The 24,490-nt window shown below is 66.9% G+C and carries 23 protein-coding genes; 12 read left to right on the top strand and 11 right to left on the bottom strand.

Annotated features, from left to right (window positions below):
- Window positions 1–254: 254 nt before the first annotated feature.
- Window positions 255–992 (top strand): hypothetical protein, encoded by a 738-nt coding sequence (locus VGN58_RS16170; RefSeq protein WP_327484199.1) that lies wholly within the window; start codon window positions 255–257, stop codon window positions 990–992.
- A 404-nt stretch (window positions 993–1,396) separates the two neighbouring features.
- Here the strand turns inward: VGN58_RS16170 and VGN58_RS16165 are convergent, their stop codons facing one another.
- Both VGN58_RS16165 and VGN58_RS16160 read right to left on the bottom strand, forming a co-directional pair.
- Window positions 1,397–2,659 carry a hypothetical protein gene (locus VGN58_RS16165; protein ID WP_327484198.1) on the bottom strand — a complete coding sequence of 421 codons (1,263 nt, stop codon included), beginning with the start codon at window positions 2,657–2,659 and terminating at the stop codon, window positions 1,397–1,399.
- Between the two features lie 219 nt (window positions 2,660–2,878).
- Window positions 2,879–3,157: a hypothetical protein gene (locus tag VGN58_RS16160; RefSeq protein WP_327484197.1), complete on the bottom strand. Its 279-nt coding sequence runs from the start codon at window positions 3,155–3,157 to the stop codon at window positions 2,879–2,881.
- A gap of 215 nt (window positions 3,158–3,372) precedes the next feature.
- On the opposite strand from VGN58_RS16160, the gene VGN58_RS16155 reads away from it, so the two are divergent.
- From VGN58_RS16155 to fghA, 4 genes are all read left to right on the top strand, one after another.
- Window positions 3,373–3,669: a hypothetical protein gene (locus tag VGN58_RS16155; RefSeq protein ID WP_327484196.1), complete on the top strand. Its 297-nt coding sequence runs from the start codon at window positions 3,373–3,375 to the stop codon at window positions 3,667–3,669.
- 659 nt (window positions 3,670–4,328) lie between these two features.
- Window positions 4,329–4,604 (top strand): formaldehyde-responsive transcriptional repressor FrmR, encoded by a 276-nt coding sequence (frmR, locus tag VGN58_RS16150; RefSeq protein WP_327484195.1) that lies wholly within the window; start codon window positions 4,329–4,331, stop codon window positions 4,602–4,604.
- Window positions 4,605–4,634: 30 nt separating this feature from the next.
- Complete coding sequence (locus tag VGN58_RS16145) at window positions 4,635–5,744, top strand: S-(hydroxymethyl)glutathione dehydrogenase/class III alcohol dehydrogenase (protein WP_327484194.1); 1,110 nt, start codon at window positions 4,635–4,637, stop codon at window positions 5,742–5,744.
- Between the two features lie 178 nt (window positions 5,745–5,922).
- Window positions 5,923–6,759, top strand: coding sequence for an S-formylglutathione hydrolase (gene fghA / locus VGN58_RS16140; protein ID WP_327484193.1), 837 nt, complete (start codon window positions 5,923–5,925; stop codon window positions 6,757–6,759).
- Between the two features lie 142 nt (window positions 6,760–6,901).
- Here the strand turns inward: fghA and VGN58_RS16135 are convergent, their stop codons facing one another.
- The 3 genes from VGN58_RS16135 to VGN58_RS16125 are packed head-to-tail and all read right to left on the bottom strand — an operon-like array spanning window position 6,902 to window position 8,923.
- Window positions 6,902–7,579, bottom strand: a complete 678-nt coding sequence (locus VGN58_RS16135; RefSeq protein ID WP_327484192.1) for an ATP-binding protein — start codon at window positions 7,577–7,579, stop codon at window positions 6,902–6,904.
- Window positions 7,576–7,920 (bottom strand): hypothetical protein, encoded by a 345-nt coding sequence (locus tag VGN58_RS16130; protein WP_327484191.1) that lies wholly within the window; start codon window positions 7,918–7,920, stop codon window positions 7,576–7,578. Before VGN58_RS16130 ends, VGN58_RS16135 begins: the two co-directional genes overlap by 4 nt.
- A 55-nt stretch (window positions 7,921–7,975) precedes the next feature.
- Window positions 7,976–8,923: a DegV family protein gene (locus VGN58_RS16125; protein WP_327484190.1), complete on the bottom strand. Its 948-nt coding sequence runs from the start codon at window positions 8,921–8,923 to the stop codon at window positions 7,976–7,978.
- A 270-nt stretch (window positions 8,924–9,193) separates the two neighbouring features.
- Here VGN58_RS16125 and VGN58_RS16120 point away from each other — a divergent pair, with 270 nt between their 5' ends.
- Window positions 9,194–10,873 (top strand): diguanylate cyclase, encoded by a 1,680-nt coding sequence (locus VGN58_RS16120; protein WP_327484189.1) that lies wholly within the window; start codon window positions 9,194–9,196, stop codon window positions 10,871–10,873.
- A gap of 10 nt (window positions 10,874–10,883) precedes the next feature.
- Here VGN58_RS16120 and VGN58_RS16115 read toward each other — a convergent pair whose 3' ends face one another.
- Both VGN58_RS16115 and VGN58_RS16110 read right to left on the bottom strand, forming a co-directional pair.
- Complete coding sequence (locus VGN58_RS16115) at window positions 10,884–12,134, bottom strand: amidohydrolase family protein (protein ID WP_414710808.1); 1,251 nt, start codon at window positions 12,132–12,134, stop codon at window positions 10,884–10,886.
- 119 nt (window positions 12,135–12,253) lie between these two features.
- A complete protein-coding gene (locus tag VGN58_RS16110) occupies window positions 12,254–13,675 on the bottom strand; it encodes an amidohydrolase (RefSeq protein ID WP_327484187.1) in 1,422 nt (473 codons plus the stop codon).
- Window positions 13,676–13,788: 113 nt separating this feature from the next.
- Between VGN58_RS16110 and VGN58_RS16105 the strand changes: the two genes are divergently transcribed.
- The 3 genes from VGN58_RS16105 to VGN58_RS16095 are packed head-to-tail and all read left to right on the top strand — an operon-like array spanning window position 13,789 to window position 15,861.
- A complete protein-coding gene (locus VGN58_RS16105; protein WP_327484186.1) occupies window positions 13,789–14,565 on the top strand; it encodes an AMP nucleosidase in 777 nt (258 codons plus the stop codon).
- An 8-nt stretch (window positions 14,566–14,573) separates the two neighbouring features.
- A complete protein-coding gene (locus tag VGN58_RS16100; RefSeq protein ID WP_327484185.1) occupies window positions 14,574–15,311 on the top strand; it encodes a DUF429 domain-containing protein in 738 nt (245 codons plus the stop codon).
- The gene (locus tag VGN58_RS16095) at window positions 15,295–15,861 is read left to right on the top strand and encodes a DUF924 family protein (protein WP_414710807.1); all 567 of its coding nucleotides are present in this window, start codon (window positions 15,295–15,297) and stop codon (window positions 15,859–15,861) included. Before VGN58_RS16100 ends, VGN58_RS16095 begins: the two co-directional genes overlap by 17 nt.
- Window positions 15,862–16,178: 317 nt before the next feature.
- On the opposite strand, the gene grxD is transcribed toward VGN58_RS16095, so the two are convergent.
- Entirely contained in the window at window positions 16,179–17,108 is a 930-nt protein-coding gene (grxD, locus tag VGN58_RS16090) for a Grx4 family monothiol glutaredoxin (protein WP_327484183.1), read from the bottom strand.
- A gap of 39 nt (window positions 17,109–17,147) precedes the next feature.
- On the opposite strand from grxD, the gene VGN58_RS16085 reads away from it, so the two are divergent.
- Entirely contained in the window at window positions 17,148–17,975 is an 828-nt protein-coding gene (locus VGN58_RS16085) for a polysaccharide deacetylase family protein (protein ID WP_327484182.1), read from the top strand.
- 510 nt (window positions 17,976–18,485) lie between these two features.
- Here the strand turns inward: VGN58_RS16085 and VGN58_RS16080 are convergent.
- Window positions 18,486–19,133, bottom strand: a complete 648-nt coding sequence (locus VGN58_RS16080; RefSeq protein ID WP_327484181.1) for an SGNH/GDSL hydrolase family protein — start codon at window positions 19,131–19,133, stop codon at window positions 18,486–18,488.
- Between the two features lie 100 nt (window positions 19,134–19,233).
- Window positions 19,234–20,514 carry a pyridoxal phosphate-dependent aminotransferase gene (locus tag VGN58_RS16075; RefSeq protein ID WP_327484180.1) on the bottom strand — a complete coding sequence of 427 codons (1,281 nt, stop codon included), beginning with the start codon at window positions 20,512–20,514 and terminating at the stop codon, window positions 19,234–19,236.
- A gap of 93 nt (window positions 20,515–20,607) precedes the next feature.
- Between VGN58_RS16075 and rsgA the strand changes: the two genes are divergently transcribed.
- A complete protein-coding gene (rsgA, locus tag VGN58_RS16070; protein WP_327484179.1) occupies window positions 20,608–21,741 on the top strand; it encodes a ribosome small subunit-dependent GTPase A in 1,134 nt (377 codons plus the stop codon).
- 102 nt (window positions 21,742–21,843) lie between these two features.
- Here rsgA and gltS read toward each other — a convergent pair whose 3' ends face one another.
- Window positions 21,844–23,046: a sodium/glutamate symporter gene (gene gltS / locus VGN58_RS16065; protein WP_327484178.1), complete on the bottom strand. Its 1,203-nt coding sequence runs from the start codon at window positions 23,044–23,046 to the stop codon at window positions 21,844–21,846.
- Between the two features lie 94 nt (window positions 23,047–23,140).
- Here gltS and VGN58_RS16060 point away from each other — a divergent pair, with 94 nt between their 5' ends.
- Complete coding sequence (locus tag VGN58_RS16060; RefSeq protein WP_327484177.1) at window positions 23,141–24,391, top strand: flavohemoglobin expression-modulating QEGLA motif protein; 1,251 nt, start codon at window positions 23,141–23,143, stop codon at window positions 24,389–24,391.
- Window positions 24,392–24,490: the final 99 nt, after the last annotated feature.

Below are 24,490 nucleotides of genomic sequence, written 5' to 3'. Positions count from 1 at the left end.
GCTGGTGCCCAGTGTGCTTGAGGGACTGGGATCACGAAACCTCGTATGAGATGTTGGCATGGCATTTCCATCTTGTGACCCGCTGTCCTTTACATGACTGCATTCTTCTTGCGAAATGCCAGTGGTGCGGCCAGCCGCAAGGTACAAGGATTTCGTACGCATCGAGACGTCACTGTGTTCACTGCAGAGCGTCGCTAAGCGGGAAAGGGGCATGGTCAAAGATGTCGTCGGAGCAAGCCTGGGCGCAATCACAAATGCTCGACATCTTGCAGTTCTGTGGCGACCCGAACTCGGCGAGATTGAAGGACTCGTCATTCACGATGCTGGCGTCGACAATCCTAACGGGAGTTCTCTTGGCTGATGATGCATCAGAGAAAGCAAGGCAAGTAGTTGCCAGGGTGGGGGCCGCAACAAATGCTCCTTCGCTCGACTTCGAGCTCTTGCTTAACATGTGCGCGCTGCAGGGGGTCCGGCTGTGTGAAGCTCTCCATGACCCGCTAGGGGGCTCATCTAAGCCTTTCCTGTCTATGTGGGAGACCTTCCGGCTCATCGATCTAAGGGTCGATAGCAGAAAGGTTCGCTCGCAGGTGTTTGAAGCCCTCCTCAGCGAGCTTATAGAGTCCCCTAATAGCCGGCCGTTGCCCTCCCTGTGGCTTCTAGCCCAGGAGCTTGGGTTAAGCGAACATGCTGAAGCTCGCTATCGAACGGCTAACTGGCGACGGTACGGTCTATCCTGCCTCGCGAGATCAAAAGAAAAGGAGGTGCAACAGCGCGTCGATGCGGCCTTTGCAAAGATCTCTAGGTTGGCTGGTAAAGATGGACGCTTGACGGCCGACTCGCTGACGCGTGAGAGGGTTGCGCGCCAAGCCATTGACGATAAGAAGCTCAGCCGGGAACTAAAGCTTGCGATCGTGAACTCCTACTGGGAAATCAGAGAGCGATGCCTTTCGATGCTGCAGACGGCTACTGCTTCTCCTCGGGGCAATGTCTAGCGCTGCACTTCAGGGCAGACAGCGCCGGCTCAGCGCGGCTCACGCTGCGCTGAGCATGGTTTGAGGTGCTCAATAGTCACGGCAGCTTCCGAGCTAAAGCGGACATCGGACCTTCAAACGTTAGACGCGGGAGCCGCGTCTACTAAGATTCGGACTTTGCAGATAGCCAGCTTGATAGCGCTTGATCTGCGAGACTGCCAGCATCGGACGCCGAAGGCTGGCTTTGGTCTGTACCGCCATCCCATGAAGCACAGCGATAACGAAAGTAGCCAGTACTTCGGCGTCGGCTGACTTAGGCAGATCGCTTCGATCAGCTTCGGGTCAGTATAGGGCCTCATCTCGCCTAATCGCGTACCTGATCCGTGGCAGGCAGCGCCGCTATGCGAGTCGGCTTGAGGAATGCGTCATCTTACTGGTTGGCGACGATCCAAGTGCAGTCGCAAGCGAGAACCCGCATATCCGCCGCCAAGGAACAGGAGAAGTGCGTCCGTCAGGCGCCAGCTCATTTCGCGCGAGATGACGCAGACCTTGGCGAGCCCTCGCAGGCGCTTGAGCTTTGCCGGGACGAGGAAGGTGACCGGGCTATCCCGGTAGTACTTGGACAACACCACTGCAGGGCACCGGCGGCGTGGCGATTCCAGCGAATTCAGCATCGCTTTGAGCGCCGGAACGCTGTCTACGACCGTTGCCTCTGCAAACCACTGTTCGTTGGCCTCTACGTCGAGCAGGCCAACCTCAGCGATGAGGTCGGGGACCAGGCCCGGTACGCTGACCGGCGGGGGAGGCTGATCAGCGTGCGCGATCGCCGTGAGGCGGATGGCCACCCCTGGCGTAGGTTGAGCTTGTACCAACACCATCTCTACGCGCCAACGCCGGCCCGGCAGGCTGCTATCAGCCGTCTCCACCTGCAGGGCCCACACCCCTGCCCACGCCACCGCTATGGCCGTGTTCTTGCCATCGGCGGAGCGTAATTCGAAGCCGTCTTGTCCGCCGTCGGCGACTCTTATCCCTTTGCGGGCGAGCCAGTCGATGGCCACCGTTCTAGCCCGGTCGAGACTGTCCGGGATCGCCAGCCGAGCCTCCAACGCCATGACCGGATCGGCGCGGGTTGAGTGCGTTGCGGTGCGGGGCGTGGGGGACAGCTTGCGCCAAGTGGGCTTGCGAGCCTGCGGCGTGATGGGCTCTACAGCCGCAGCAGGTGGCTCTGCCACGCGGTCAACGGGAAGGTCCAGCACCGGGTCGGCAGGAAGTGCCGCCGCCACGGGCAACGATGCAGAAATCAGCCCCTGAATGGCGTGAGCCAGCGGATGGCGAGCAAATTTGAGCGCATCGGCCGCTTCGCCCGCGTTGGGCGTGTAAACGCCCTCCCAGAGGGTGCGGTCGGAAATCAGGCGCCGTCTGGCGTGCCGGGTTTGCCGCAGCTGCAGCTGCAGCTGAAAGCGCTGCAAGCGCCGAATCAACGCGCTCTTGCCGTGCCACGGCACATCCCGAATCTGTTGGGCCAGTTGGACCGACTGATGGGCCCACTGTTTGATCGCTGCATCTGTTGGCGGCAGGGCCAGAGATTCGCGCTCAAAGTGAGCTATGAGCTCGTCCAAGGCGCGAGTAAGCGCAGCCTTGGCAGCTTTCGGGTCCGTGCCAGAGGTAGCAGCATTTTCCAGGGCCATGCGCTCCCTCGCAGATGACCTCTAACATCCCAAAGATAGCCGCTTCCCGTCACGACTCAAGACGGGCCCCTTGACGGCTAGCCTAAATCAAGTGGAAGCATTCTAGGCGAGTTGCATTTGCTTTGGAAACGAGCCCGCGGGGGTATAACTCTCCACTCAGAGCCCACCAGGTTGCGCAATTCCGGCCGTGTCTCGACCGCGGGCGCGTGTCGGAACGGACTAGGGCGTCTGAAGGTTTTTCAAATGGTTAAGAACGCGCTGGGCGCGCAGCATATCGGTGGAGTATTTGCTTACAACCGCTGCACAGATCTTGGGCTCGCGGGGCGTAAGCTCTTGCAGCTCCACCCACAGCGCCAGCTTCTTTGCCCGAAATTCGTCCACCTGAGCATTTTCTTGGCGCTGGCGTGCTTTTTCCTGCTCATGGCCTAGACCTGACATGCGCGTGAGAATGGCCGAACGTGCCAGGTCATACAGCCTGTAATCGACTTGCCTGCTCATATCTGATCCACGACCCTAGCGGCCCAATTGGACAAGTCTACTCCTGCCGCGGGCGCGCATCGGACATTCGGCCCGGCTAGAGACTCAGTCCCCCATCCTCAAACACTGCCTCGCTGAGATCTGGACTATTCTCGTTGGCGTGGTCAGGTCGCCTAAACCTACCATCAGTCGTCAGGCGGGGAGCTTGAGGAATCCGAACGGTAGTAGGAGAACGGATGGACGTTGAGGTAGCAGCAAAGCTTTCCGCAATAGGCTTTGGCGGCATCACAGCATGGGTAACGATCCTAGGACTGCTTAAGGCCAGACGCAGTCAACTGCGCGAGGACTATTGTTTCGCGCGCGAATTCATGGGTGACCTGCGAACAGTACCCTCAGACTCAGAATTTCTGAAGCAGCGCGGCTGTCATGCGCTGACTGGAAATTCAACGCTCGAATACCGGACGCTCAAATATTTGTGGGGCCTGGAGAATCCGTCCCAGGCCAGCAACGATTACTCACTTGGTTTCAAGTAGTTGGAACATCTCCGGACCATAACTCCCCACGATTCTTTGCAGTTCAAAGCGCCGTACCATTTGGCCTGGCGGCGTAGAGCGCGGAAGCTGGTTTATCTGGGTCGTTACATGGTCATGTACACATTGGCCTGCAGCCCGTTACTGCTAAGCGTTTTTGGCGTTTGGCACGGGACATCGCCCTTCATCGACCTGCTCGTCACCATCCCAGTATTCCTGCCCCTGGCGTTCATGGAATTGAAAGAGCGCGTCCGTATTCAACGAGCGGAGCGATTAGTCAGGAATCAGAAGCGCGTCACCCCGACATCGGCGGAGTAGGCCGTTAACGTAAGGCCCCAGTAGATCTTCAGCTATGGCCGAAAGCACATCTGAGGCCTGCGACACTTTGTCAGGTCGGGCAGGCGCCGTCAGCTGAGTCCAATTACCTCTCAATCGGGGGCAGCTTCGGTATCACCGCCTGAACCCGCCAAGAGAACTGACCCCGCGATACCGAGCTCTATAGCAGCGCCTGTCAACGGTCGTGGACCATAGTTTGGTCCTCCCGGATTGACCATAGTTGGGCCCTTTGGTCGCAACTATGGTCTTCCGTTCACGGGAAAATCCCGATCTTGTTTTGTGGGTGAGTCCCCTTATACTCCCCCCCACTATAGTTGGTCGTCGCCATGCCGCATTCGCCCGCCGACAAGAAGAAAGCGCTCACGCGCGTGAGGCGCATCCGCGGTCAGCTGGATGCGCTGGAGCGCGCGCTGGAGGAAGGCGCCGACTGCGCACCCGTGCTTCAGCAGCTCGCCGCCGTGCGCGGTGCGGTCAACGGCTTGATGTCGGAAATCCTGGAAAGCCACCTGCGCGAGGAGTTCGCGCATCCCGCCTCGACGCCCGAACGGCGCCAGGCCGGCATCGATGCCGCCGTCGCGCTGGTGCGGTCCTATCTCAAGTAAGCCCCTTTCAAGCAAGCAGGAGTGCCGCCCATGAAATCCCGTGCCGCCGTCGCCTTCGCCGCAGGCGAACCGCTGAAGATCGTCGAGATCGATGTCGCCCCGCCGCAGAAGGGCGAAGTGCTGGTGAAGATCACCCACACCGGCGTCTGCCACACCGATGCGTTCACCCTGTCGGGCGAGGATCCGGAGGGCCTGTTTCCGGTCGTGCTGGGCCATGAAGGCGCCGGCATCGTCGTGGAAGTGGGTGAAGGCGTCACCAGCGTGAAGCCGGGCGACCACGTGATCCCGCTGTACACCGCCGAGTGCGGCGAATGCCTGTTCTGCACGAGTGGCAAGACCAACCTGTGCACCTCGGTGCGCGCCACGCAGGGCAAGGGCGTGATGCCGGACGGCACGTCTCGCTTCTCCTACGAAGGCCAGCCGCTGTACCACTACATGGGCTGCTCCACCTTCAGCGAGTACACGGTGGTCGCCGAGGTGTCGCTGGCGAAGATCCATCCCGAGGCGAATCCCGAGCACGTCTGCCTGCTCGGCTGCGGCGTCACCACGGGCATCGGCGCCGTGCACAACACCGCCAAGGTGCAGGAAGGCGATTCGGTCGCCGTGTTCGGCCTGGGCGGCATCGGCCTGGCGGTGATCCAGGGCGCACGCCAGGCGAAGGCCGGCCGCATCATCGCCATCGACACCAATCCGTCGAAGTTCGAGATGGCCCGCCAGTTCGGCGCGACCGACTGCGTCAATCCGAAGGACCACGACAAGCCGATCCAGCAGGTCGTCGTCGAGATGACCGGCTGGGGCGTCGACCATTCCTTCGAGTGCATCGGCAACGTCAACGTCATGCGCGCCGCGCTGGAATGCGCGCACCGCGGCTGGGGCCAGAGCGTCATCATCGGCGTGGCCGGCGCGGGACAGGAGATCAGCACGCGCCCGTTCCAGCTGGTGACGGGACGGAAGTGGATGGGCACCGCGTTCGGCGGGGTGAAGGGCCGTTCGCAGTTGCCGGGCATGGTCGAGGACGCGATGAAGGGCGAGATCGAACTCGCGCCGTTCGTCACGCACACCATGCCGCTGGACGACATCAACGACGCCTTCGACCTGATGCATGAGGGCAAGTCGATCCGGTCGGTCGTGCATTACTGACGCTCGAGCCCCTCTCGCTTCGGGAGAGGGGTTGGGATGAGGGTCCGGCGGCTTCGCGGCGCTCGGACCTCGCGCCTGCTGCAGCGTCCACGGATGTTCGCCCTTCCCGCTTCGCCCACCCTCATCCGGCGCTTCGCGCCACCTTCTCCCGGCGGGAGAAGAGAACACGGGAACCACCATGACACTCCAGCGCATCGAACACCGCGCCATGCACGGCGGCTGGCAGGACGTCTACGAACACGCATCCCGCACCCTCGGCTGCACGATGCGGTTCGCCGTCTACCTGCCCCCGCAGGCCGCAACGCAGACCCTGCCGGTGCTCTACTGGCTGTCCGGCCTGACCTGCACCGAACAGAATTTCATCACCAAGGCGGGCGCGCAGCGCTACGCCGCCGAGCATGGCGTGATCCTGGTCGCGCCGGATACCAGTCCCCGGGGCGATGACGTGGCCGATGCCGACGGCTACGACCTCGGCAAGGGTGCCGGCTTCTACGTCAATGCCACACAGGCGCCGTGGGCCGCGCACTACCGGATGTACGACTACCTCGTCAATGAACTGCCGGCGCTGGTCGAGGCGAACTTTCCGGTCAACGACGCGCGCGCGATCAGCGGTCATTCGATGGGCGGGCACGGTGCATTGATGATCGCGCTGAAGAATCCCGGCCGCTATCGCAGCATCTCGGCGTTCTCGCCGATCGTCGCGCCTTCGCAGGTGCCGTGGGGCGAGAAGGCGTTGGGTGCCTATCTCGGCGAAGATCGCGAGACATGGAAGGCGTACGACACCGTCGCCCTGATCGCCGGAGCGCCGGAACGCTTGCCGCTGCTGGTCGACCAGGGCGACGCCGACGAATTCCTGCAGACCCAGTTGAAGCCGGAACTGCTGCAGGCGGCAGCCGACGTCGCAGGCCATCCGCTGACGCTGCGCCTGCAGCCTGGCTACGACCACAGCTATTACTTCATCGCCAGCTTCATCGGCGAGCACATCGCGCACCACGCGAAGGCGCTCCACGCGTAGGGCGGGCTCAAGCCCGCCGTCGGGGTCATTGCCTCCCCCGTGATGGCGACGGTGGGCCAAGGCCCACCCTACGATGCGTAGCGTGCGCCATGCGCATGACCGCAACGATCCGACACCCGTGCCCACGTGCGCGCGGCGCACGCTACGTGTAGTCGGTGTAGGCGAAGCGTCCGTCGCGCAGTTCGGTGTCGCCCTGGGTCAGCGTCAGTGGCGTGGCGAACATCGGGCCGGCCGACACGCAGGTGTGGAATTCGCCGTTCTCACCGCAGGGGTCGACGGTGGGTGGCAGCGCGCGGAGCAGGGTTCCATCGAATGCACGGCCGGCGAAGCGGGCGTCGAGCTGCCGCGTATCCACGCAACACAGGTGCGCGGTCAAGCCGCCTTCGATCATCTCTTTCGCCAGCGCCGCCGTGTCGGCGCCGAACAGCGGCGTCATCGCCTCCCAGCCGATTCCGGCCAGGTGGCGCACGCGGTACGTGCGGATGTCTTCCAGGAACAGGTCGCCGAACGCCACCGTGCGCAGGGTGGGCCAGCGTCGTGCGGCGTCGGCCAAGGCATCGGCCATTGCGCGTTCGTAGTCGTCGTTGCCGCAGGCGGCTGGAATCATCGCCTCGATCAGCGGCAGGCCGGTGGCGCCGGCCTGCGCGTGCAGCACGCTGCGGCGGATGCCCTGCATGGAGACGCGGTCGTACTCGCGGGTGATCGTGGTCAGCAGGCCGACCACCTCGACATCATCGCGCTGGCGAAGGACGTGCAGCGTCCACGCCGCGTCCTTGCCGCCGCTCCACGCAAGCAGGACCGGCAGTCGCGCGCCGCTCACGCGGCCGAGACGTCGCGAAGCTCCCACGCGTGCCCGGCCAGCAGACGCAGGCGATGCTTCAGCACCTGGCCGGGAATCGACGAAGTCGCCACCAGCAGGATGCTCAGGTCGTCCTGCTGTCCGCGCACGGTGGCGCCGTCGTCGGTCACGCCGAGGCCGGGATCCACTTCGTCGGGTTCTTCCTGCCGCGCGCGCCAGCGCTCGAACAGCTGGCTGGTGCGCAGCGCGTGCTGCAACTGCGCGGCGAACTCGTCCGCGCCATGCGCGTCGAAACTGAAAGCCGGATCGCCGCCGCGTGCGCGGCCGGGATCGGGCAGGCTGATGTAGTAACGGACGGCCATGGCACCCCCGGTTGAAACCCGGGGGATAGCGTATCGCCGGCGCGTTAGCCGGCCGTTACGCCACCTTGAACGGAGCCGGCGGCGCGGCGAAGGCGGCGACCACCGCCCCCTTGCCCACGTTGACCATGCCGGTGAGGCTCATCACGCTCTCGAACACCTCGACCTTGTTGTTCTCGCAGATGTCGCGCAGGCGCTGGTAGCCGGGCAGGGCGCGCAGTTCCGACAGTTCGCCGCCGTAGCTCAGGCACAGGGTGGGCGTCATCAGGCCGGCCATCACCCGGTTGCCGGTGAACTTGAACATCTGTTCCACCGCATTCTCGAAGCCCTTGATCTTGGCCACCGGCTCCGTGTTGCCGGCATGGCCGTACAGCACCGGCTTGATGTCCAGCGCGCTGCCCAGCGCGGCACTGAGCAGGCCGACGCTGCGGTCGCCCTTGGTGCGGGCGCGGTTGCGCAGGTAGTAGAGGTCGCGCGGGATCATGTAGCCGTGCGTGTTGTTGGCCAGTTCCTCCAGGCGCTCGCGGATCTGCTGCACGCCGGCGCCGGCGTCGCGCATGCGCACGGCTTCCACAGCGGTGATGCCCTGCGCGGCGAACAGGTTCTGCGTGTCGATCACGCGCAGGGCGAACGGCGAGTTGTGGCCCGCGGCCTGCCGCACCGGCTTGTAGTCGTTGAGGATGGCGAAGCTGGCCTGCATCGCGTTCTCGTGGATCGGCGAGCGCGTCTTGGTGATCGTCATGCAGAACACGTGGTCGTAGTCGATCACCAGCCGGCCGAGGAACAGGTCGCGGATCTGGTTGACGGTGAACGGCGTGGTCTCGGCCTCGTGGCCGCGCTCGGCCACGTGCGCGTGCAGGAAGCTCAGCGTGGCCTGCTCGTCGCGATGGTCGGCCAGCACGGCCTCGCCGATGCGCACGGTGATCGGCAGGATGACGATGTTGTGTTGTTCCAGATACTCGAGCGGCAGGTCGCACGCCGAGTCCACGACGATTCCAATGCGCATCTAGCCCCTCCCGGCATTCGTCGCATGTGCATATGTAGCCAACGCCGGAAAACTAGCGGAGAACAGCGGGCAAGTCGCTGGATAAACGCATGAAGTGTGCGGCGCGTCACTCTTTCCGGGCGCCGGTCCGCTCGCAAAACGAGCCGATGGTCAGGTGCGCGACGGGGTACAGCCCGCACTGCTTGTGTGAGCCGGGTCACAGATCGATCCGGCCATGGCTTGTTCCGTCCGGGACCCGGCCCGACACTCGCCGCATAGGGAAGGGGCAACATGACGCAGCGGTGGGGGTGGTTACTGCTGCTGCTGGCCCTGCTGCCGGTGGGCGCGCGTGGGCAGGACATCGCGCGGATCGACCGCATCCAGCCAGGGGCGCTGGAACAGCAGGCCGGGCAGCGTGCCGGATTGTTTTCGGAACGTCGCTTCGACGGCGCCGCCGCCGAGGTGCGCGCGGTCGGCAACGGCGAGTGGCGGGTGCATCCGCGGCCCGGCGTTGTCGAGCCGTTGCTGGTCTTCTACCACCCGTACACCGCGCGCGTGACCGTGCAGGACCCCGCCGGCGGCCCGCCGCTACGGCAGGACATCTTCCGTCCCGACCTCGATCCCCGCTACAGCCGGCGTGCGCTGGTGTTCCCGCTGGCCGGCGACGGGCCGGTCGACGTGAAGGTGGAAGGCGCGCGTTATCCGCTGCGGATCGCGGTGGAATCCGCCCCCGCCTACGCGGCTGCCGACCTGTGGCACGTGCGCCTGGTTCTGCCGGCCATCGGCATGGTGCTGGGCGTGTCGATGGTGATGCTGCTGTTCTGGGCCATGCTGCGCGAGCGGGTCTACCTGCTGTACGCCGGCGCCATGCTGTTCCAGTGGCTGTATGCGATGTGCTCCTACGGCGAAGCGTATGCCTGGCCCGGCCTGTCGGTGCTGGCGGGCCTGGGCGCGCAGGGCATCTGGCTCTCCGGCACGCTGGCCACCATCCTGCTGGTGCTGCTGTGGCTGGACTACGCCGCCCTGCGCCAGGCCGCGCCGCGGCTCTCCCTGGCGATGCGCACCATCGGCGTCTACGGCTGCGGTGCCACGCTCGTGCTGCTGCTGTCGCCGTGGCCCGCCGACAAGGCCTGGTTCCCGAGCGTCGCCAACGCCCTGTTCCTGCTGACCAATGCCGTCGCGCTGGTCACGCTGGTGGTGGCCTGGTGGCGAGGACAGCGCCACGCCGCCTACGTGCTGATCGCCTGGGTGCCGTTGCTGGTCTTCACCATGACGCGCGCGTTCCGCTTCAGCGGCGGCGAACGGCCCGAACCGTGGCTCGAATACGGCCTGCCGTGGGTACTGGCGTTCACCGCCGTCGTGCTCGCGCTGGGCCTGGCCGACCGCATGCTGACCTTCCGCCGCGAGCGCGACAGCGCCAAGGCGCATGCCGAGCGCGATGGCCTGACCGGCATGCTCAATCGCGCCGCGATCGAGCACCGTCTCGACTGGGCGCTGATCGAACGCCTGCGCGAACACATCCCGGTCTCGTTGCTGTTCATCGACCTGGACCACTTCAAGCAGGTCAACGACCGCCATGGGCATGCCATCGGCGACGCCTGCCTGCGCGCGGTGACGCGCGCGGTCAGCCAGCAGTTCCAGTACGGCGACCAGCTCGGCCGGCTGGGGGGCGAGGAGTTCGTACTGGTGCTGTCCGGCGTCGAGCTGCGCACCGCCATGCGCATCGGCGAAGACGTCTGCGCGCGCATCCGCCACGACTGCGCGCATGTGGAGGGCGTGGCCGTGCACGTGACCGCCAGCATCGGCGCCGCGCAGGCGCGCGACGGCGATACCGTGGCGTCGCTGATCGCGCGCGCCGACCAGGCGATGTACGTGGCCAAGCGCGCCGGCGGCGACCGCGTCGTCGCCGAGGACGCGCCGGCGCATGGCGGCGAGCGCCTGCAGGCGCCCGTGGACGCCACCGTCGACTGAGGCGCCGCGCCTACTTCGTGTACGCGCGCGGCAGCGGTCCGGCCTGTTGCAGGTAGCGGTCGCGCAGTTCGGTCTGGCGCGAGCGCATCGGAATGGCCCGTCCGCCCAGCCACAGCTGTTCCGCCGTGTGGGCCACGTCCAGCGGATCGCCGCTCCACAACACCAGGTCGGCCAACTTGCCCGGCGCGATGATGCCCACGCGGTCGCCCACGCCGAACGCCTCCGCCGGCACGCGCGTGAGTCCGGCCAGGCCGTCTTCCCATGGCAGGCCGTTGGCCACGGCATTGCCCGCCAGCTGGCGGATCTTGCGTGCGTTGTGCGAGGCGTCGCCGGCCTGCGAAAAGCTGACGCTCACGCCGGCGGCATCCAGCCGCGCCGCGTTCTCCAGCGACGCGCCGATCTGGTCGAAGTCGGCCGGCAGCGCGGCCAGCGCGTCCACGAACACCGGCACCTTCGCCTGCGCCAGTTGCGGCGCCAGCTTCCACGCTTCCGCACCGCCGGCGATGGCGATGCGCACGTTCTCGCGTTGCGCCCAGCGCAGCAACTGGCGGATGTCGGCCGCGCGGTGCACCTGCGCCACGATGCGGCCATTGCCGGCCAGGTAGCGCGCCAGCGTGGCGCGGCCTGCGGGCGTCAGCAGCGCATGCGGCGAATCCACCGGCACGCGGCCGCGCGCTTCGGCCACCATCTGGTCCAGCAGCATCCACTGCGCCGCGCGCGACTTGCCGGCCAGCTCCGCACCGCCGCTGCCCAGCCGCACGAACAGCGCGCGCGGACCGACCGGATCGGCACTGCCGTCCAGCCGCATCACCCCGCCCTGGCCGGCGATGAAGGAACCGCCGGTCGACGCGGCCAGCAACGTGAAGCCAATGCCTTCCACCCGCGACACCGGAATCAGCACCGACGCCGGGTTGTAGGCCAGCGTCACGTCGAACTCGGGACGCATCGGCTGGTCTTCCAGCGTCACCGCGGCATCGACGGTGGACGACTCGCCGGACACTTCCTCCACACCGATCTCGGTGATGCCGCCGAAGAACGCGGGCGTCAGCGGACGGCCGTTCGCCTCCACCACCGTCGCACCGGCGACGGCCAGCCCCGTGCCGACCGCCTGCACCACCCCATTGCGCACCAGCACGTCCGCGTTCTTCAACGTGCCCTGCGGACCGGCGGTGTGCACGGTGGCGTTGCGGATCAGGATGTTCTGGGCGAAGGCGGTGAGAGAGGTCGACGCCAGTGCGATTGCGACGGCGAGTGATCTCACCGTCATCCCGGCGAAAGCCGGGACCCAGTGCCTTTTGCTGTCAGTACCGCAGCACCCATCGAAAGTCGCTGGGTCCCGGCCTGCGCCGGGATGACGGGAGGAAAGATCATGGATGCGCTTCACGGCATCACCTCCTGCCCCAGCATGAAGTCCGACACCGGTTGCCTGCTTCGGTCGTTACGGTCGTAGAGGCGCGCGCCGTCGATGTAGACCTGCTCGGCCTTGGCGTACACGCTGAAGGGATTCTGGTTCCACACCACCACGTCGGCCATCTTGCCGGCCTCCAGCGTGCCGGTGCGCTCGGCGATGCCCAGCGACTTGGCCGCATTGCTGGTCACCCAGCGGATCGCGCGCTCGGGCGCGATCTCGCCCATGCCGGCGCGGCGCGCGTTGGCCATCACCTTCGCCGCCTCCTGGTTGAGGCGCTGGATGCCCTCGTCCGAATCCGAATGCACGATCGCGCAGCCGTTGGCGGGACGGTCGACCAGCGCAATGTTCTCCTGGATGCCGTCGAAGGCCTCCATCTTGAAGCCCCACCAGTCGGCCCACAGCGCGCCGCACACGCCGTCCTGCGCCAGCCGGTCGGCCAGCTTGTACGCCTCCACGCCGTGGTGGAACGCGGCCACCTTGAAGCCGAACTCCTTCGCCAGGTCGAGCATCGTCGCCATCTCGTCGGCGCGGTAGCAGTGGATGTGCACCAGGATCTCGCCGTTGATCGCGCCGGCCAGCGTGTCCAGCTTCAGGTCGCGCTTGCCGCCACTGTCGCCGCCGCTGTCGGCCTTGTCGTCGCCGCTGGCGCGTTCCCACCAGCGCTTCTTCTTCGGCTGCTGCGGCTTGGGCGCGTTCTTCTTCAGGTATTCGCTGGCATCGATGAAGGCCGCGCGGTACCCGGCCACGTTGCCCATGCGCGTGGCCGGGCCGGCCTTGCCGCCGTACACGCGCTTGGGGTTCTCGCCGCAGGCCATCTTCAGGCCCCACGGCGCGCCCGGGAACTTCATGCCCTGGTAGCTGGTGGACGGCACGTTCTTCAGCGTCACGCCGCGACCGCCGACCAGGTTGGCCGAGCCGGGCAGGATCTGCATCGACGTCACGCCGCCGGCCAGCGCGGTGTGGAAGCCCGGGTCCTGCGCCCAGATCGAATGCTCGGCCCACACGTTCGCCGTCACCGGCGCGGTCATCTCGTTGCCGTCGCTGTGCGCCTTCACCCCGGGGCTGGGGTATACGCCCAGGTGCGAGTGCACGTCGATCAGGCCCGGCGTCACCCACTTGCCGGTCGCATCGATGCGCGTGGCGCCTTCGGGCGCGGACAGGCCGCGTCCCACCGCCGCCACCTTGCCGTCGGCCAGCAGCACATCGGCGCCGTCCAGGCGTTCGCCGGTGCCGGTCAGCACGGTGGCGTTGGCCAGCAGCACGGGACCGGACGCGAGCGGCGTGTAGGTGCTGGGGTAGGGATCCTGGGTGAAGCGGGACGTCGGTGTGGCGGCCAGGGCGCTACCGCCCAGTGAGGCCAGGACCAGCCCGGCCAGCAAGGTCATTCGCATGGTGTATCCCCCGGAACAGACCGGGAACCTAACCGGCGGAGCCGCCGCTTGCCAAGTGCGTGCGTCGCAGTCGTGCCAGAATCGCCGCACAACAACAAGAAAAAGAGGGTTCCATGAAGGACAAGAGCGAGATCGTCGACAACTGGCTGCCGCGCTACACCGGCGTGCCCCTGGACCGGTTCGGCGAGCATGTGCTGCTGACCAATTTCGGCGGCTACCTCAACGTGTTTTCGCAGCTCACCGGTGCGCCCATCGTGGGCCTGGACCGGCCGATGGCCAGCGCCACCGCCGACGGCATCACCATGATCAACTTCGGCATGGGCAGCCCCAACGCCGCCACCATGATGGACCTGCTGTCGGCCATCATGCCCAAGGCGGTGCTGTTCCTCGGCAAGTGCGGCGGGCTGAAGCGCAAGAACCAGCTGGGCGACCTGGTGCTGCCCATCGCGGCGATCCGCGGCGAGGGCACCAGCAACGACTACCTGCTGCCGGAAGTGCCGGCGCTGCCCGCGTTCGCGCTGCAGCGCGCGGTGTCCACGATGATCCGCGACCTGGGCCACGACTACTGGACCGGCACGGTCTACACCACCAACCGCCGCGTGTGGGAGCACGACACCGCGTTCAAGGAGCGCCTGCGCGCGATGCGCTGCATGGCCATCGACATGGAAACGGCCACCGTCTTCGCCGCCGGCTTCGCCAACCGCATCCCCGTGGGCGCGCTGCTGCTGGTCAGCGACCAGCCGATGATCCCGGAAGGCGTCAAGACCGAAGCCAGCGACGCGAAGGTCAGTTCCTCGTTCGTGGAGAACCACATCACCGTGGGCATCGAGGCGCTGAAGTTGATCCGCCGCAATGGGAAGTCGGTGCGGCATCTTCGGTTCGATGAGTGAGTAGAGCAGTGGTCAGCGAGCTGTACAACCCCATCACTGTTGTAGGGGTTGATTGCGCAACAAAGCCGTCAAAAGTGGGAATGGCCCTCGGCTCTTTTGACGGACAACACCTAACGTTGGTTGACGCGAAGGTTGGCTCGTCCAGTGTCAAGCCGGTCGACGTTGTCGCAACATGGATCAAAGGAAAAGCTCAATCCCTAATCTGTCTCGATGCACCTTTAGGCTGGCCAGTGAGGTTGCGAGAGGCTCTCCATGATCATCAGGCGGGTGCCACGCTCAACCATTCGGCGAACGATCTTTTTCAGCGACTTACCGACAAAGAGATTTGCGAGCGATTGAAAAAGCGCCCCCTTGAAGTGGGTGCTGATCGCATTGCCAGAACGTCGAAGTCGGCGTTGGATTTTCTCGGTGAGCTATCAATCTCCGTTGGACGCTCTATTGAACTCGCGTGGGACCAAAATCCGTGGCAAGGCGTGCGAGCAATTGAGGTGTATCCAGCAGCGACACGTCTTTCCTGGGGGCTTAAGCATGCATCAAGCGACGTTTTGGCCCAGCACTGTTGCTTTGGGGGCATCGACGTCAATCTGCTGAACAATGGTCACATCAATGATGCGGTCGTTTGTGCCATTGCAGGCAAAGAGTTTCTTCTTCATGAGGCAGTCCGCCCTTCCGAGGAGCAGAAGGAAATAGCGATGCGTGAGGGTTGGATATGGGCTGGCCGTAAGCCAGATGAGATTAAGAGGTAGGATGCGGTCCATGAACGAAGCCAACGACGTCATCACCTTCTGGAAGAACGCCGGCTACGAGAAGTGGTTCGCCAACGACGATGCGTTCGACGCCGAGTTCGACCAGCGTTTCCGCGGGCTGCACTTCCGCGCGGCGCGGCGCGAGCTGGAAGGCTGGATGGGCGATGCGGACGGCGCGCTGGCGTTGATCCTGCTGCTGGACCAGTTTCCGCGCAACTGCTTCCGCCAGAGCGCGCATTCCTACGCCACCGACGGGCTGGCGCGTCACTACGCCGCGCGGGCCATCGAGGCGGGGTTCGACACGCAGGTCGATCCGGCGCTGAAGATCTTCTTCTACATGCCGTACGAACACTCGGAAGCGCTGGAGGACCAGCAGCGGTCGCTGGACCTGTTCCATGCCACCAGCGACGCCAACTACATCAAGTACGCGCAGCTGCACTACGACCTGATCGCCCGCTTCGGCCGTTTCCCGCATCGCAACGAGGCGATGGGGCGCATCTCCACGCAGGAAGAGCGCGACTACCTCGCCAGTGGCGGGTTCTCCGGCTGACGTAGGGTGGGCCTTGGCCCACCGGTGCCATGCGGGGCGAGGTACGTGGTGCGCGTTCCGTGGCGGTGGGCCAAGGCCCACCCTACGCGGCTGGCGGCGGGCGGATTCGCCGGGTGAAGTAAGGTGGGCCAGGGCCCACCCTACGAGGCATCTTTCCGTTGTGGGAGCGACGTCAGTCGCGACCGGGGCGAACGGTGGGGCCGTCGCGACTTACGTCGCTCCCACACCTTCCAGGCTCCCACACCTTCCAAGGTGCCGCGCCCAACAAATGAAAAGGCGGGCCAGAGCCCGCCCTTCCGGGTCCTGCCCGACGCGACTCAGTACTTGCTGATCGTGCCGTCCACGTCGTCGGCCCAGGCGTTGATGCCGCCGGTGATGTTGTGGACGTTCGAGAAGCCGAGCGCGCGGAACTCTTCCGCCGCCTGCTGGCTGCGGCCGCCGCTGCGGCACAGGAAGGCGAGGGCGGTGTCCTTCGGCAGCGCTTCCAGCTCGGCGCGGCCGTTGCCGTCGAAGGTCTTGAAGGGAAGCTTCACCGAGGCGATGGCGCGCTCGTCGGCCGGGCGCACGTCGACCAGCAGCACCTCGCTGGCACGGACCTTGGCATCGGCGTCCATCGGCGACAGCGCCTGCACCGGCCTGGGCGCATTCGGGTTGTCGATGGCCAGGCCCTTGCCGCGGATGTCGTCGACCCAGTCGATGGTGATGCCGTCGGCGCGGCGCGCGCTGGCCAGGTCGAACTGCACGCGCACGCCCGCGGATTCGGCGGCGATGGCGTTGGCGTCGAACTGCGCCAGCTGGAAGTTGGGCTGGAACTGCGCGTTGATCGACAGCGCCAGCGCGGCACCCGGGCCGGCGTCGGCCACGGCGTTCTGCAGCATCCCGGCCGCGGCCGGGGTGATGGTGATCGCCGGCGGCGTACGGTCCGGCGCTTCCAGCCCCAGCAGCGTGGCCAGTTCGCCGGAGTTGGTCATCTGCTCGATGATGTCGCTGCCGCCGACCAGTTCGCCGTCGATGTACAGCTGCGGGATGGTCGGCCAGTCGCCGTAGACCTTGATGCCTTCGCGGATTTCCTGGTCGGCCAGCACGTTGACGTGGGCGTAGTCCACGCCCAGCGCCGATAGCGCGCCCACCGCCTTGGCCGAGAAGCCGCACTGCGGCATGGTCGGCTGGCCCTTCATGAAGAGCACCACGCGGTTGGACTGCAAGAGGGATTCGATGCGCGAGCGCAGGGCGGGGTCGAGGGACATGAACGGCTACCGGTAAGCGGGAAGGGGATTTTACGCCCCGTGGCATCATGGGGCATGAGCACGCCAGGAACACTGCATCGTCCGCCGCGCCATCCCGGACTGATATTGGGCCTGCTGGCGCTGTCGCAAGTGGGCGTGGCCTGGCTGTGGTGGCGGTCCGGCTGGACGGTCGGCCTGCCCGCGATGATGGCCACGCACCTGCTGGTGGTCTGGGCCACGCTGTATCCGCGCGCCACCGTGTTCTGCCCGGCCCTGTCGCGGCTGCCGACCGCCGAGGCCGTGGTGTGGCTGACCATCGACGACGGTCCGTCGGCCGACACCCCGGCGATGCTCGACCTGCTGGACCGGCATGGGGCGAAGGCGACCTTCTTCCTGGTCGGCGAACGCGCACTGGCGCACCCTGAGGTGGTGCAGGCCATTCACGACCGCGGGCACGGCATCGGAAACCACAGCGCGACGCATCCGGACAGGCGGTTCTGGCGGCTGGGGCCGGGCGCGCTGGAAGCGGAGATCGGACGCAACCAGTCGATCCTGACCGCGATCACCGGCGAGACGCCGCGCTGGTACCGCAGCGTGGTGGGCATGACCAACCCCTTCGTCGGCCTGTCGCTGAAGCGCCACGGCCTGGCGCGCGTGGCATGGAGCGCGCGCGGCTTCGACGGCGTCGACTGCCAGCCGGATCACGTGTTCGCGCGGATCACCCGCGACATCGCCCCCGGCGCCATCGTCCTGCTGCATGAAGGCGCCGCGCACGGACACAACGTGGCCATCCTGGCGCAGCTGCTGGCGTGGCTGGATGCGCAGGGCTATCGCACCGTGTTGCCGGAACCGGATCCGGTACCCATGACGGATATTGCGGCCGCGTAGCGTGCGCCGTGCGCACGACCCGCGATGACAGGTTCACGCGCGGCGGTCATGGCGCGGTGAGAGTCCATGCGTTAGCGGTCGATCCACGCGTCGTGCGCATGGCGCACGCTACGTGGGCGATCGCGCAGCCCGTGGGCCCTAACCCTTCTCCCTCCGGGAGAAGGTGGCGCGAAGCGCCGGATGAGGGTGTGCGCGCCGCCGGACCATCACCACTCCGCCAGCCCTCACCCCAACCCCTCTCCCGGTGGGAGAGGGGCTCAAACGCTGCGCGCACGGCGCATGGATCTGTCAGCGCTGCGCATGAATCCATCACCTCGCGTCGTGCGCATGGCGCACGCTGCGTGGGCGATCGCGCAGCCTGCGGTCCCTAACCCTTCTCCCTTCGGGAGAAGGTGGCGCGCAGCGCCGGATGAGGGTGTGCGGGCCGCCGAACTGTCGCCACTCCGCCGACCCTCACCCCAACCCCCCTCTCCCGCAGGGACTTCCTACGGTCGCCGGTGGGAGAGGGGCTCAAGCGAGCAAATGATGCGCGATCGGGAACGCGAGCCGCGTCCATTCGGTATACATGGCGGCGGACGGGTGCAGGCCGTCGGCGGCGAGCATCGCCGGTTCGGCGCCGCGCGCGCGGCTGACCGGGGTGATGTCGACGAAGGCGACGCCGCGTTGCGCGCAGACCTCGCGTGCGGCGAGGTTGTAGGCATCCAGCTCGCGCGCGATCTGCGCCAGGTCGCGGCCGGACTGTGCGGCGAACGGCGTGACGCCCCAGTCGGGGATCGACAGCACCAGCACGCGGTCGGGGCGGTTGCGGGCGAAGCCGACGGCGCGCCACAGCAGCGCAGCGAACTGGGTGCGGTACTCCTCCACGCTGCGGCCACGATACTGGTTGTTCACGCCGATCAGCAGGCTGACGAAATCGTGCTCGCCCAGCGGCTCGGCGGCGGTGATGGCCGCCTCCAGCTCGTCGGTGGTCCAGCCGGTGGTGGCGATGATGCGCGGATCAGCAACAAGGATGCCCTCCATGCGCAGCTGCCGCGCCAGCTGCATCGGCCAGCGGCCAGCGTCGTCCACGCCTTCGCCGATGGTGTAGGAATCGCCGAGCGCCAGGTAGCGCAGCTCGGTGGTGAGGGCGGTGGTATGGGGGGCGGCGATGGTCGTCATGGAGCCTGCCTGTGGGAGCGACGTAAGTCGCGATGGACCCTCCGGATGCCGTCTCGCGACTTACGTCGCTCCCACAGCAACCCCACGACCGACATCCGGCTTACGCCGCCGCCGGCCGCGACTTGCCCTTGATCGGCACGACCTTGGTGGCGGCGTCGGCGCGACGCGACAGGGCGCGGTCGATGCGGGCGAAGACGTCGTGCATCGTGGCCGCTTCCGGCAGCAGGGTGACGCGGAAATGGTGGCGGTAGGGCACATTGAAGCTGGACCCCGGCACCACCAGCACGCCTTCGGTATCCATCAGTTCCAGCGCGAACGCGTGGTCGTCGAAATTCTTCGCGGCATCGCCGATCACCGCCGGGAACGCGTACAGCGCGCCGGCCGGGTTCACCAGTTCCAGGTGCGGGCTCGCGTCGCACGCCTCGATCACCGCACGACGGGTCTCGTACAGGCGGCCGCCGGCTCCGCACAACGCGCTGATCGTGTCGGGGCCGTTCACGGCGGCCTCGATGGCGTACTGGCCGGGCACGTTGGCGCACAGGCGCAGCGCGCTGAGCAGGTCCATCGCATGCAGGAAGTCGCGCACCACGTCGCCGTGGCCGGAGACCACGCCCCAGCCCACGCGCCAGCCGCAGGCGCGGTGCACCTTGCTCAGGCCGCTGAAGGTGATGCAAGGCACGTCGCCGGCCAGCGGCGCCACCGGCACGAAGGTCGCGCCGTCGTACAGCACCTGGTCGTAGATCTCGTCGACCATCAGCAGCAGGCGGTGCTTCGCGGCGATGGCCACGATGCGTTCCAGCAGCTCGCGCGGATAGGTCGCGCCGGTGGGGTTGTTCGGGTTGATCAGCACGATGGCGCGCGTGCGCGAACTCACCAGCTGTTCGATCTCGCTGGGATCGGGCAGGAAGTCGTTGTCCGGATCGCAGCGGTAGTACACCGGGCGGCCGTCGTTGAGGATGGTGGCGGCCGACCACAGCGGGTAGTCGGGCGACGGCACCAGCACTTCGTCGCCGGGATTGAGCAGCGCCCGCAGCGACAGGTCGATCAGTTCCGACACGCCGTTGCCGACGAACACGCGGTCCGGGTGCGCGTCCGGCGTGCCGCGCTTGGCGTAGGCCGCCGCGATGGCCTCGCGCGCCGAGGGCAGGCCCTGCTGGTGCGTGTACGGGTCGGTGCGGCCCATGTCGTCGGCGATCGCGCGCTGCAGGTGTTCCGGTGCGCGGAAACCGAATGCGCCCGGGTTGCCGATGTTGAGCTTGATCAGCTTCTGCCCCTGCGCTTCCAACTCGCGGGCCCGCCGTGCCAGTTCGCCCCGGATCTCGTAGCGGACTTCGGACAGGCGCTCGCGGGTGGCGAGCGGTTTGACGGGCGGAGTGGACATGGCGGCGACCGCAGGCGGGCGGAAAACGGAAGGAGGGGCAGCTTAACGGATATTTCGCCCGCCTTGGCCCGCTGCCGCCGGCCCGCGTCTAGAATGCGCGCCATGCCCGAAACCCCCCTCCCCAACGTGTCCGACGTCACCCTTCTACGCGCCATCGGCTGGCCGTACACGGGGGAACCGACGGATGCGGCATGGCGCGAGGCGATGGCCGCGCATCCGCACGCCACTCCGGCGCGGGTGAGCGAGCAGCACCGCTCCGGCTACGTGGTCGCCGATGCGCCCGGCGTGGGGGTGAAGGCCGAATCGCTGCCGGAGTGGCAGCGCCCGCGGTTTCCCGCCCACGAGCGCCCGGCCGTCGGCGACTGGGTGTTACTGGAAGACGCGGCGTCGAAGCGCCCGCGCATCGTCGCGCTGCTGCCGCGCCACACCGGCATCAAGCGCGGTGCCGCCGGCGAGCATTACCACCAGCAGGTGATCGCGGCGAACATCGATACGGTGTTCATCGTCTGCGGCCTGGATGCCGACTTCAATCCGCGCCGCATCGAGCGCTACCTGCTGCTGGTCGGCGGTGGCGGTGCGCAGCCGGTCGTCGTGCTGACCAAGGCCGACCGTACCGAGTACGCCGACGACGCGATCGAGGTGCTGGCCGACCTCACCGCGCAGGGCGTGCCGGTGTTCACCGTCAACGCCAAGGACCCCCAGAGCGTCGCGCAGCTGGCGCCGTGGCTGGCGCCGGGCCATACCGTGGTGCTGGTGGGCTCGTCGGGCGCGGGCAAGTCCACGCTGACCAACACCCTGCTCGGCGACGAGCGCATGAAGACCGGCGAAGTGCGCGAGAGCGATTCGCGCGGCCGCCACACCACCACGTACCGCGCGCTGATTCCGTTGCCGGCGGGCGCCTGCCTGATCGACACGCCCGGCATGCGCGAGCTCAAGCCCACGGGCGAGGAAGACCTGGCCGACGGCGGCTTCGCCGACATCGAGGCGCTGGCCGAGCAGTGCAAATTCCGCGACTGCTCGCACGACCGCGAACCCGGCTGCGCCGTGCGCGCGGCGATCGAACGCGAGGAACTGGACGAAGGCCGCTTCCTCAATTACCTCAAGCTGCGCGACGAAGTCGCCGCGGCGGCCGACAAGCTCGCTTCGCGCCTGGCCGACAAGGCGAATGCCAAGGTGCAGAACAAGGCGTTGAACAGGCGGCTGACGGACAAGTACGGGAAGCGATAGCCCGTCGTAGCCGAGCTTGCTCGGCTGCGCGATGTCTGGCCTCAAGGGTGACGGTTCGAGGATCAGCGGAGCAAGCTCCGCTCTACGAGAGCAAAGGCCGCTTCAATCCCACAGATTGATGAACCCCGTGATGATCAGCGCATTGGTGAAGTCGATGAAGAACGCACCCACCAGCGGTGCGACGAGAAACGCACGCGGGGCCATGCCGTAGCGTTCGACCAGGGTGCGCATCACCGCCATCGCATTGGCGGTCGTGCCGAGCATGAAGCCGATGAAGCCGCCGCCCATCACTGCCGCGTCGTAGTCGCGGCCCATCACCCGGAACACCACGCCGCAGAACAGCGCCACCAGCACCACCTGCAGGACCAGGTTGACCAGCAGCGGCGCGGCCAGGCCGGCCAGTTCCCACAGCTTGAGGTTCATCAGCGCCACCGCCAGGAACAGCGCCAGGCAGACGTTGCCGATCAGGTCGGTGGTCGCCACCGGCAGGCCGATCCAGCCGGTGCGGTCGTCGAGGTAGCGGATCGCCGCGCCGACCATCATCGCGCCGACGGTGGCCGGCAGGGTCAGGCCGATCGCGGCCAGGCCCTGACTGACGCCGGCGCCGGCCCACATGGCCACCAGGATCACCACGATGCTCTTCAGCGCGGCGTGCTCGCGCGTGGCGAAGTCCACCGTGTCGCGCGCACCGGCGGGTTCGGCCGAGGATTCGTCCGGTGCGCCCAGGCGCACGCCGCCGTACAGCTTGTGGCGGCGGATCAGCACCGTGGCCACCGGCCCGCCGAGCAGGCCGCCGCAGAGGATGCCGGCCATCGCGGCCGCCACCGCGATCGTGGCGGCGCCTTCCACGCCGGCCTGTTCGAACAGCGGCGCGAACGCCAGTCCGGTCGCCGGGCCGCCGGTCAGCGTGGTGGACCCGGCCAGCACGCCGAACAGCGGATGCAGGCCGAAGCCCATCGCCACCGCCATGCCCAGCAGGTTCTGCGCCACGGCGAACGCACTGGCCAACAGCAGGAACATCACCACCTGCCGGCCGCTGAGTTTCAGCAGGGCCACGCTGGCGTTGACGCCGATGGTGGTGAAGAAGGCGATCATCAGCGGCGTCTGCAGGCTGGTGTCCAGCGTGAACAGCGTCACCTCGTAGCGGCGCGCGACCAGTACCGCCAGCGCCACCACCAGCCCGCCGATCACCGGCGCGGGCAGGTTGTACTTCGAGAACAGCGGGACCACGCGGCAGAGCGCATAACCCAGGAGGAGCGCCAGGCCGGCGAAGGCCAGCGTCTGCACTGCATCGAGCTCCAGCATGCTGCCCCCGCAACCGTTGAAGAGCCCCGAGCATAGTCGAGCTTCCACCGCTTGTGCGGACCGGCGCGCTAGAGTGGCGGCAGGGAGGAGCCCCATGCAGCCTGACATCGCCCATCACGCCGCGCTCGATGCGCGCCTGGTCAAGGCCGTGCGCGGCATCAAGCTGCTCAGCCTGGCGAGCTGGCCGGCGGACGTGCAGGCGCCGTTCCTCGACGGATTCGCGCGCGGACAGCCGCAGCTGCCGGTGATCGCGTATCCGCGCCTGGACTTCGGCGAGGCGCGCCGCGAGCTGGCCGCCATCGCCGCCGCGGCCGACGCGCAGCATCCGCTGGGCGGCTACCTGCGCGATTCCGTACACAGCTGGGACATCGCCGCCCAGTTGCTGGAATCGCTGGGCACCTCGGCCGTCACCACGCACTCGATCGCGCTGTTCGGTACGCCGGAAGCCTGCCTGCCCGGCGGCGGGCCGACCACGCGCGACGCGGCCGGCCACTTCATCGCCATCGCCAACGAGCTGGACCACGAACTGCTGGCGCCGGAAGAACAGGTGCCGGTGTCCGCCACCGCGCTGCAGCTGCAGTTGCAGGCCGACCTGGACGATTTCTTCGACGGCCGCGTCATCACCGTGGAACTGGACCGCCAGCTGATCGCCAAGGCCGCGGCCGGCGCCACGCGCATCCGGCTTCGCCACGGCGCCGCCTTCAGCGACTACGACCGCCGCCAGCTGCTGCAGCACGAAGCACTGGTGCATTCGCTGACCGCGCTGAACGGTCGCCAGCAGACCGTGCTGCCGAGCCTGGCGCTGGCCTCGCCGCGCGTCACCGCCACCCAGGAAGGACTGGCGACGTTCGCCGAGCAGATCACCGGCAGCATCGACATCGAACGGATGAAGCGCATCAGCCTGCGCATCGAAGCGGTGGCGATGGCGCTGGCCGGCGCCGATTTCATCGAGGTGTTCCGCTACTTCACCGATGCGGGCCAGAACCCGGCCGAGAGTTTTTCCTCAGCGCAGCGCGTGTTCCGCGGCGTGCCCACGTCGGGCGGCGCGGCGTTCACCAAGGACACGGTCTACCTGCGCGGATTGATCGGCGTGCACACGTTCTTCCGCCGTTCCCTGCAGCAGGACCGGCTGCGGCTGTGCCGGCGGCTGTTCGCCGGCAAGATGACGCTGGAGGACGTGGCGACGTTCGAGCCGATGTTCGAGGCCGGCGTGCTGGCGGCGCCGCGCTGGCTGCCCGACTGGGTGAGCCGGGCCAACGGGCTGGCCGGCATGCTGGCGTTCTCGCTGTTCGCCAACCGCATCCGCCTGGACAAGCTGTCGGAAGACGCGCCCACGCTGTCGTGAGCCACACACCGCGATGCCGGCATTCCCGCCGATGCCTCGGTCGCCGGCCCGGCCCTAGCGACAAAGTGCTAGCCGCGCCCGTGCGTGCCGATGGCACAC

This window comes from Pseudoxanthomonas sp. (assembly GCF_035999195.1).
Taxonomy (GTDB): domain Bacteria; phylum Pseudomonadota; class Gammaproteobacteria; order Xanthomonadales; family Xanthomonadaceae; genus Pseudoxanthomonas_A.
The sequence above is the reverse complement of the archived record's forward strand: the minus strand, read 5'-3'. Positions and strand labels throughout refer to the sequence as shown.

Coding starts and splice junctions, on each gene's coding strand:
- VGN58_RS16170 (WP_327484199.1), top strand. CDS start 255: ATGCTCGACATCTTGCAGTTCTGTGGCGACCCGAACTCGGCGAGATTG.
- VGN58_RS16165 (WP_327484198.1), bottom strand. CDS start 2,659: ATGGCCCTGGAAAATGCTGCTACCTCTGGCACGGACCCGAAAGCTGCC.
- VGN58_RS16160 (WP_327484197.1), bottom strand. CDS start 3,157: ATGAGCAGGCAAGTCGATTACAGGCTGTATGACCTGGCACGTTCGGCC.
- VGN58_RS16155 (WP_327484196.1), top strand. CDS start 3,373: ATGGACGTTGAGGTAGCAGCAAAGCTTTCCGCAATAGGCTTTGGCGGC.
- frmR (WP_327484195.1), top strand. CDS start 4,329: ATGCCGCATTCGCCCGCCGACAAGAAGAAAGCGCTCACGCGCGTGAGG.
- VGN58_RS16145 (WP_327484194.1), top strand. CDS start 4,635: ATGAAATCCCGTGCCGCCGTCGCCTTCGCCGCAGGCGAACCGCTGAAG.
- fghA (WP_327484193.1), top strand. CDS start 5,923: ATGACACTCCAGCGCATCGAACACCGCGCCATGCACGGCGGCTGGCAG.
- VGN58_RS16130 (WP_327484191.1), bottom strand. CDS start 7,920: ATGGCCGTCCGTTACTACATCAGCCTGCCCGATCCCGGCCGCGCACGC.
- VGN58_RS16125 (WP_327484190.1), bottom strand. CDS start 8,923: ATGCGCATTGGAATCGTCGTGGACTCGGCGTGCGACCTGCCGCTCGAG.
- VGN58_RS16120 (WP_327484189.1), top strand. CDS start 9,194: ATGACGCAGCGGTGGGGGTGGTTACTGCTGCTGCTGGCCCTGCTGCCG.
- VGN58_RS16110 (WP_327484187.1), bottom strand. CDS start 13,675: ATGCGAATGACCTTGCTGGCCGGGCTGGTCCTGGCCTCACTGGGCGGT.
- VGN58_RS16105 (WP_327484186.1), top strand. CDS start 13,789: ATGAAGGACAAGAGCGAGATCGTCGACAACTGGCTGCCGCGCTACACC.
- VGN58_RS16095 (WP_414710807.1), top strand. CDS start 15,295: ATGAGATTAAGAGGTAGGATGCGGTCCATGAACGAAGCCAACGACGTC.
- grxD (WP_327484183.1), bottom strand. CDS start 17,108: ATGTCCCTCGACCCCGCCCTGCGCTCGCGCATCGAATCCCTCTTGCAG.
- VGN58_RS16080 (WP_327484181.1), bottom strand. CDS start 19,133: ATGACGACCATCGCCGCCCCCCATACCACCGCCCTCACCACCGAGCTG.
- VGN58_RS16075 (WP_327484180.1), bottom strand. CDS start 20,514: ATGTCCACTCCGCCCGTCAAACCGCTCGCCACCCGCGAGCGCCTGTCC.
- rsgA (WP_327484179.1), top strand. CDS start 20,608: ATGCGCGCCATGCCCGAAACCCCCCTCCCCAACGTGTCCGACGTCACC.
- gltS (WP_327484178.1), bottom strand. CDS start 23,046: ATGCTGGAGCTCGATGCAGTGCAGACGCTGGCCTTCGCCGGCCTGGCG.
- VGN58_RS16060 (WP_327484177.1), top strand. CDS start 23,141: ATGCAGCCTGACATCGCCCATCACGCCGCGCTCGATGCGCGCCTGGTC.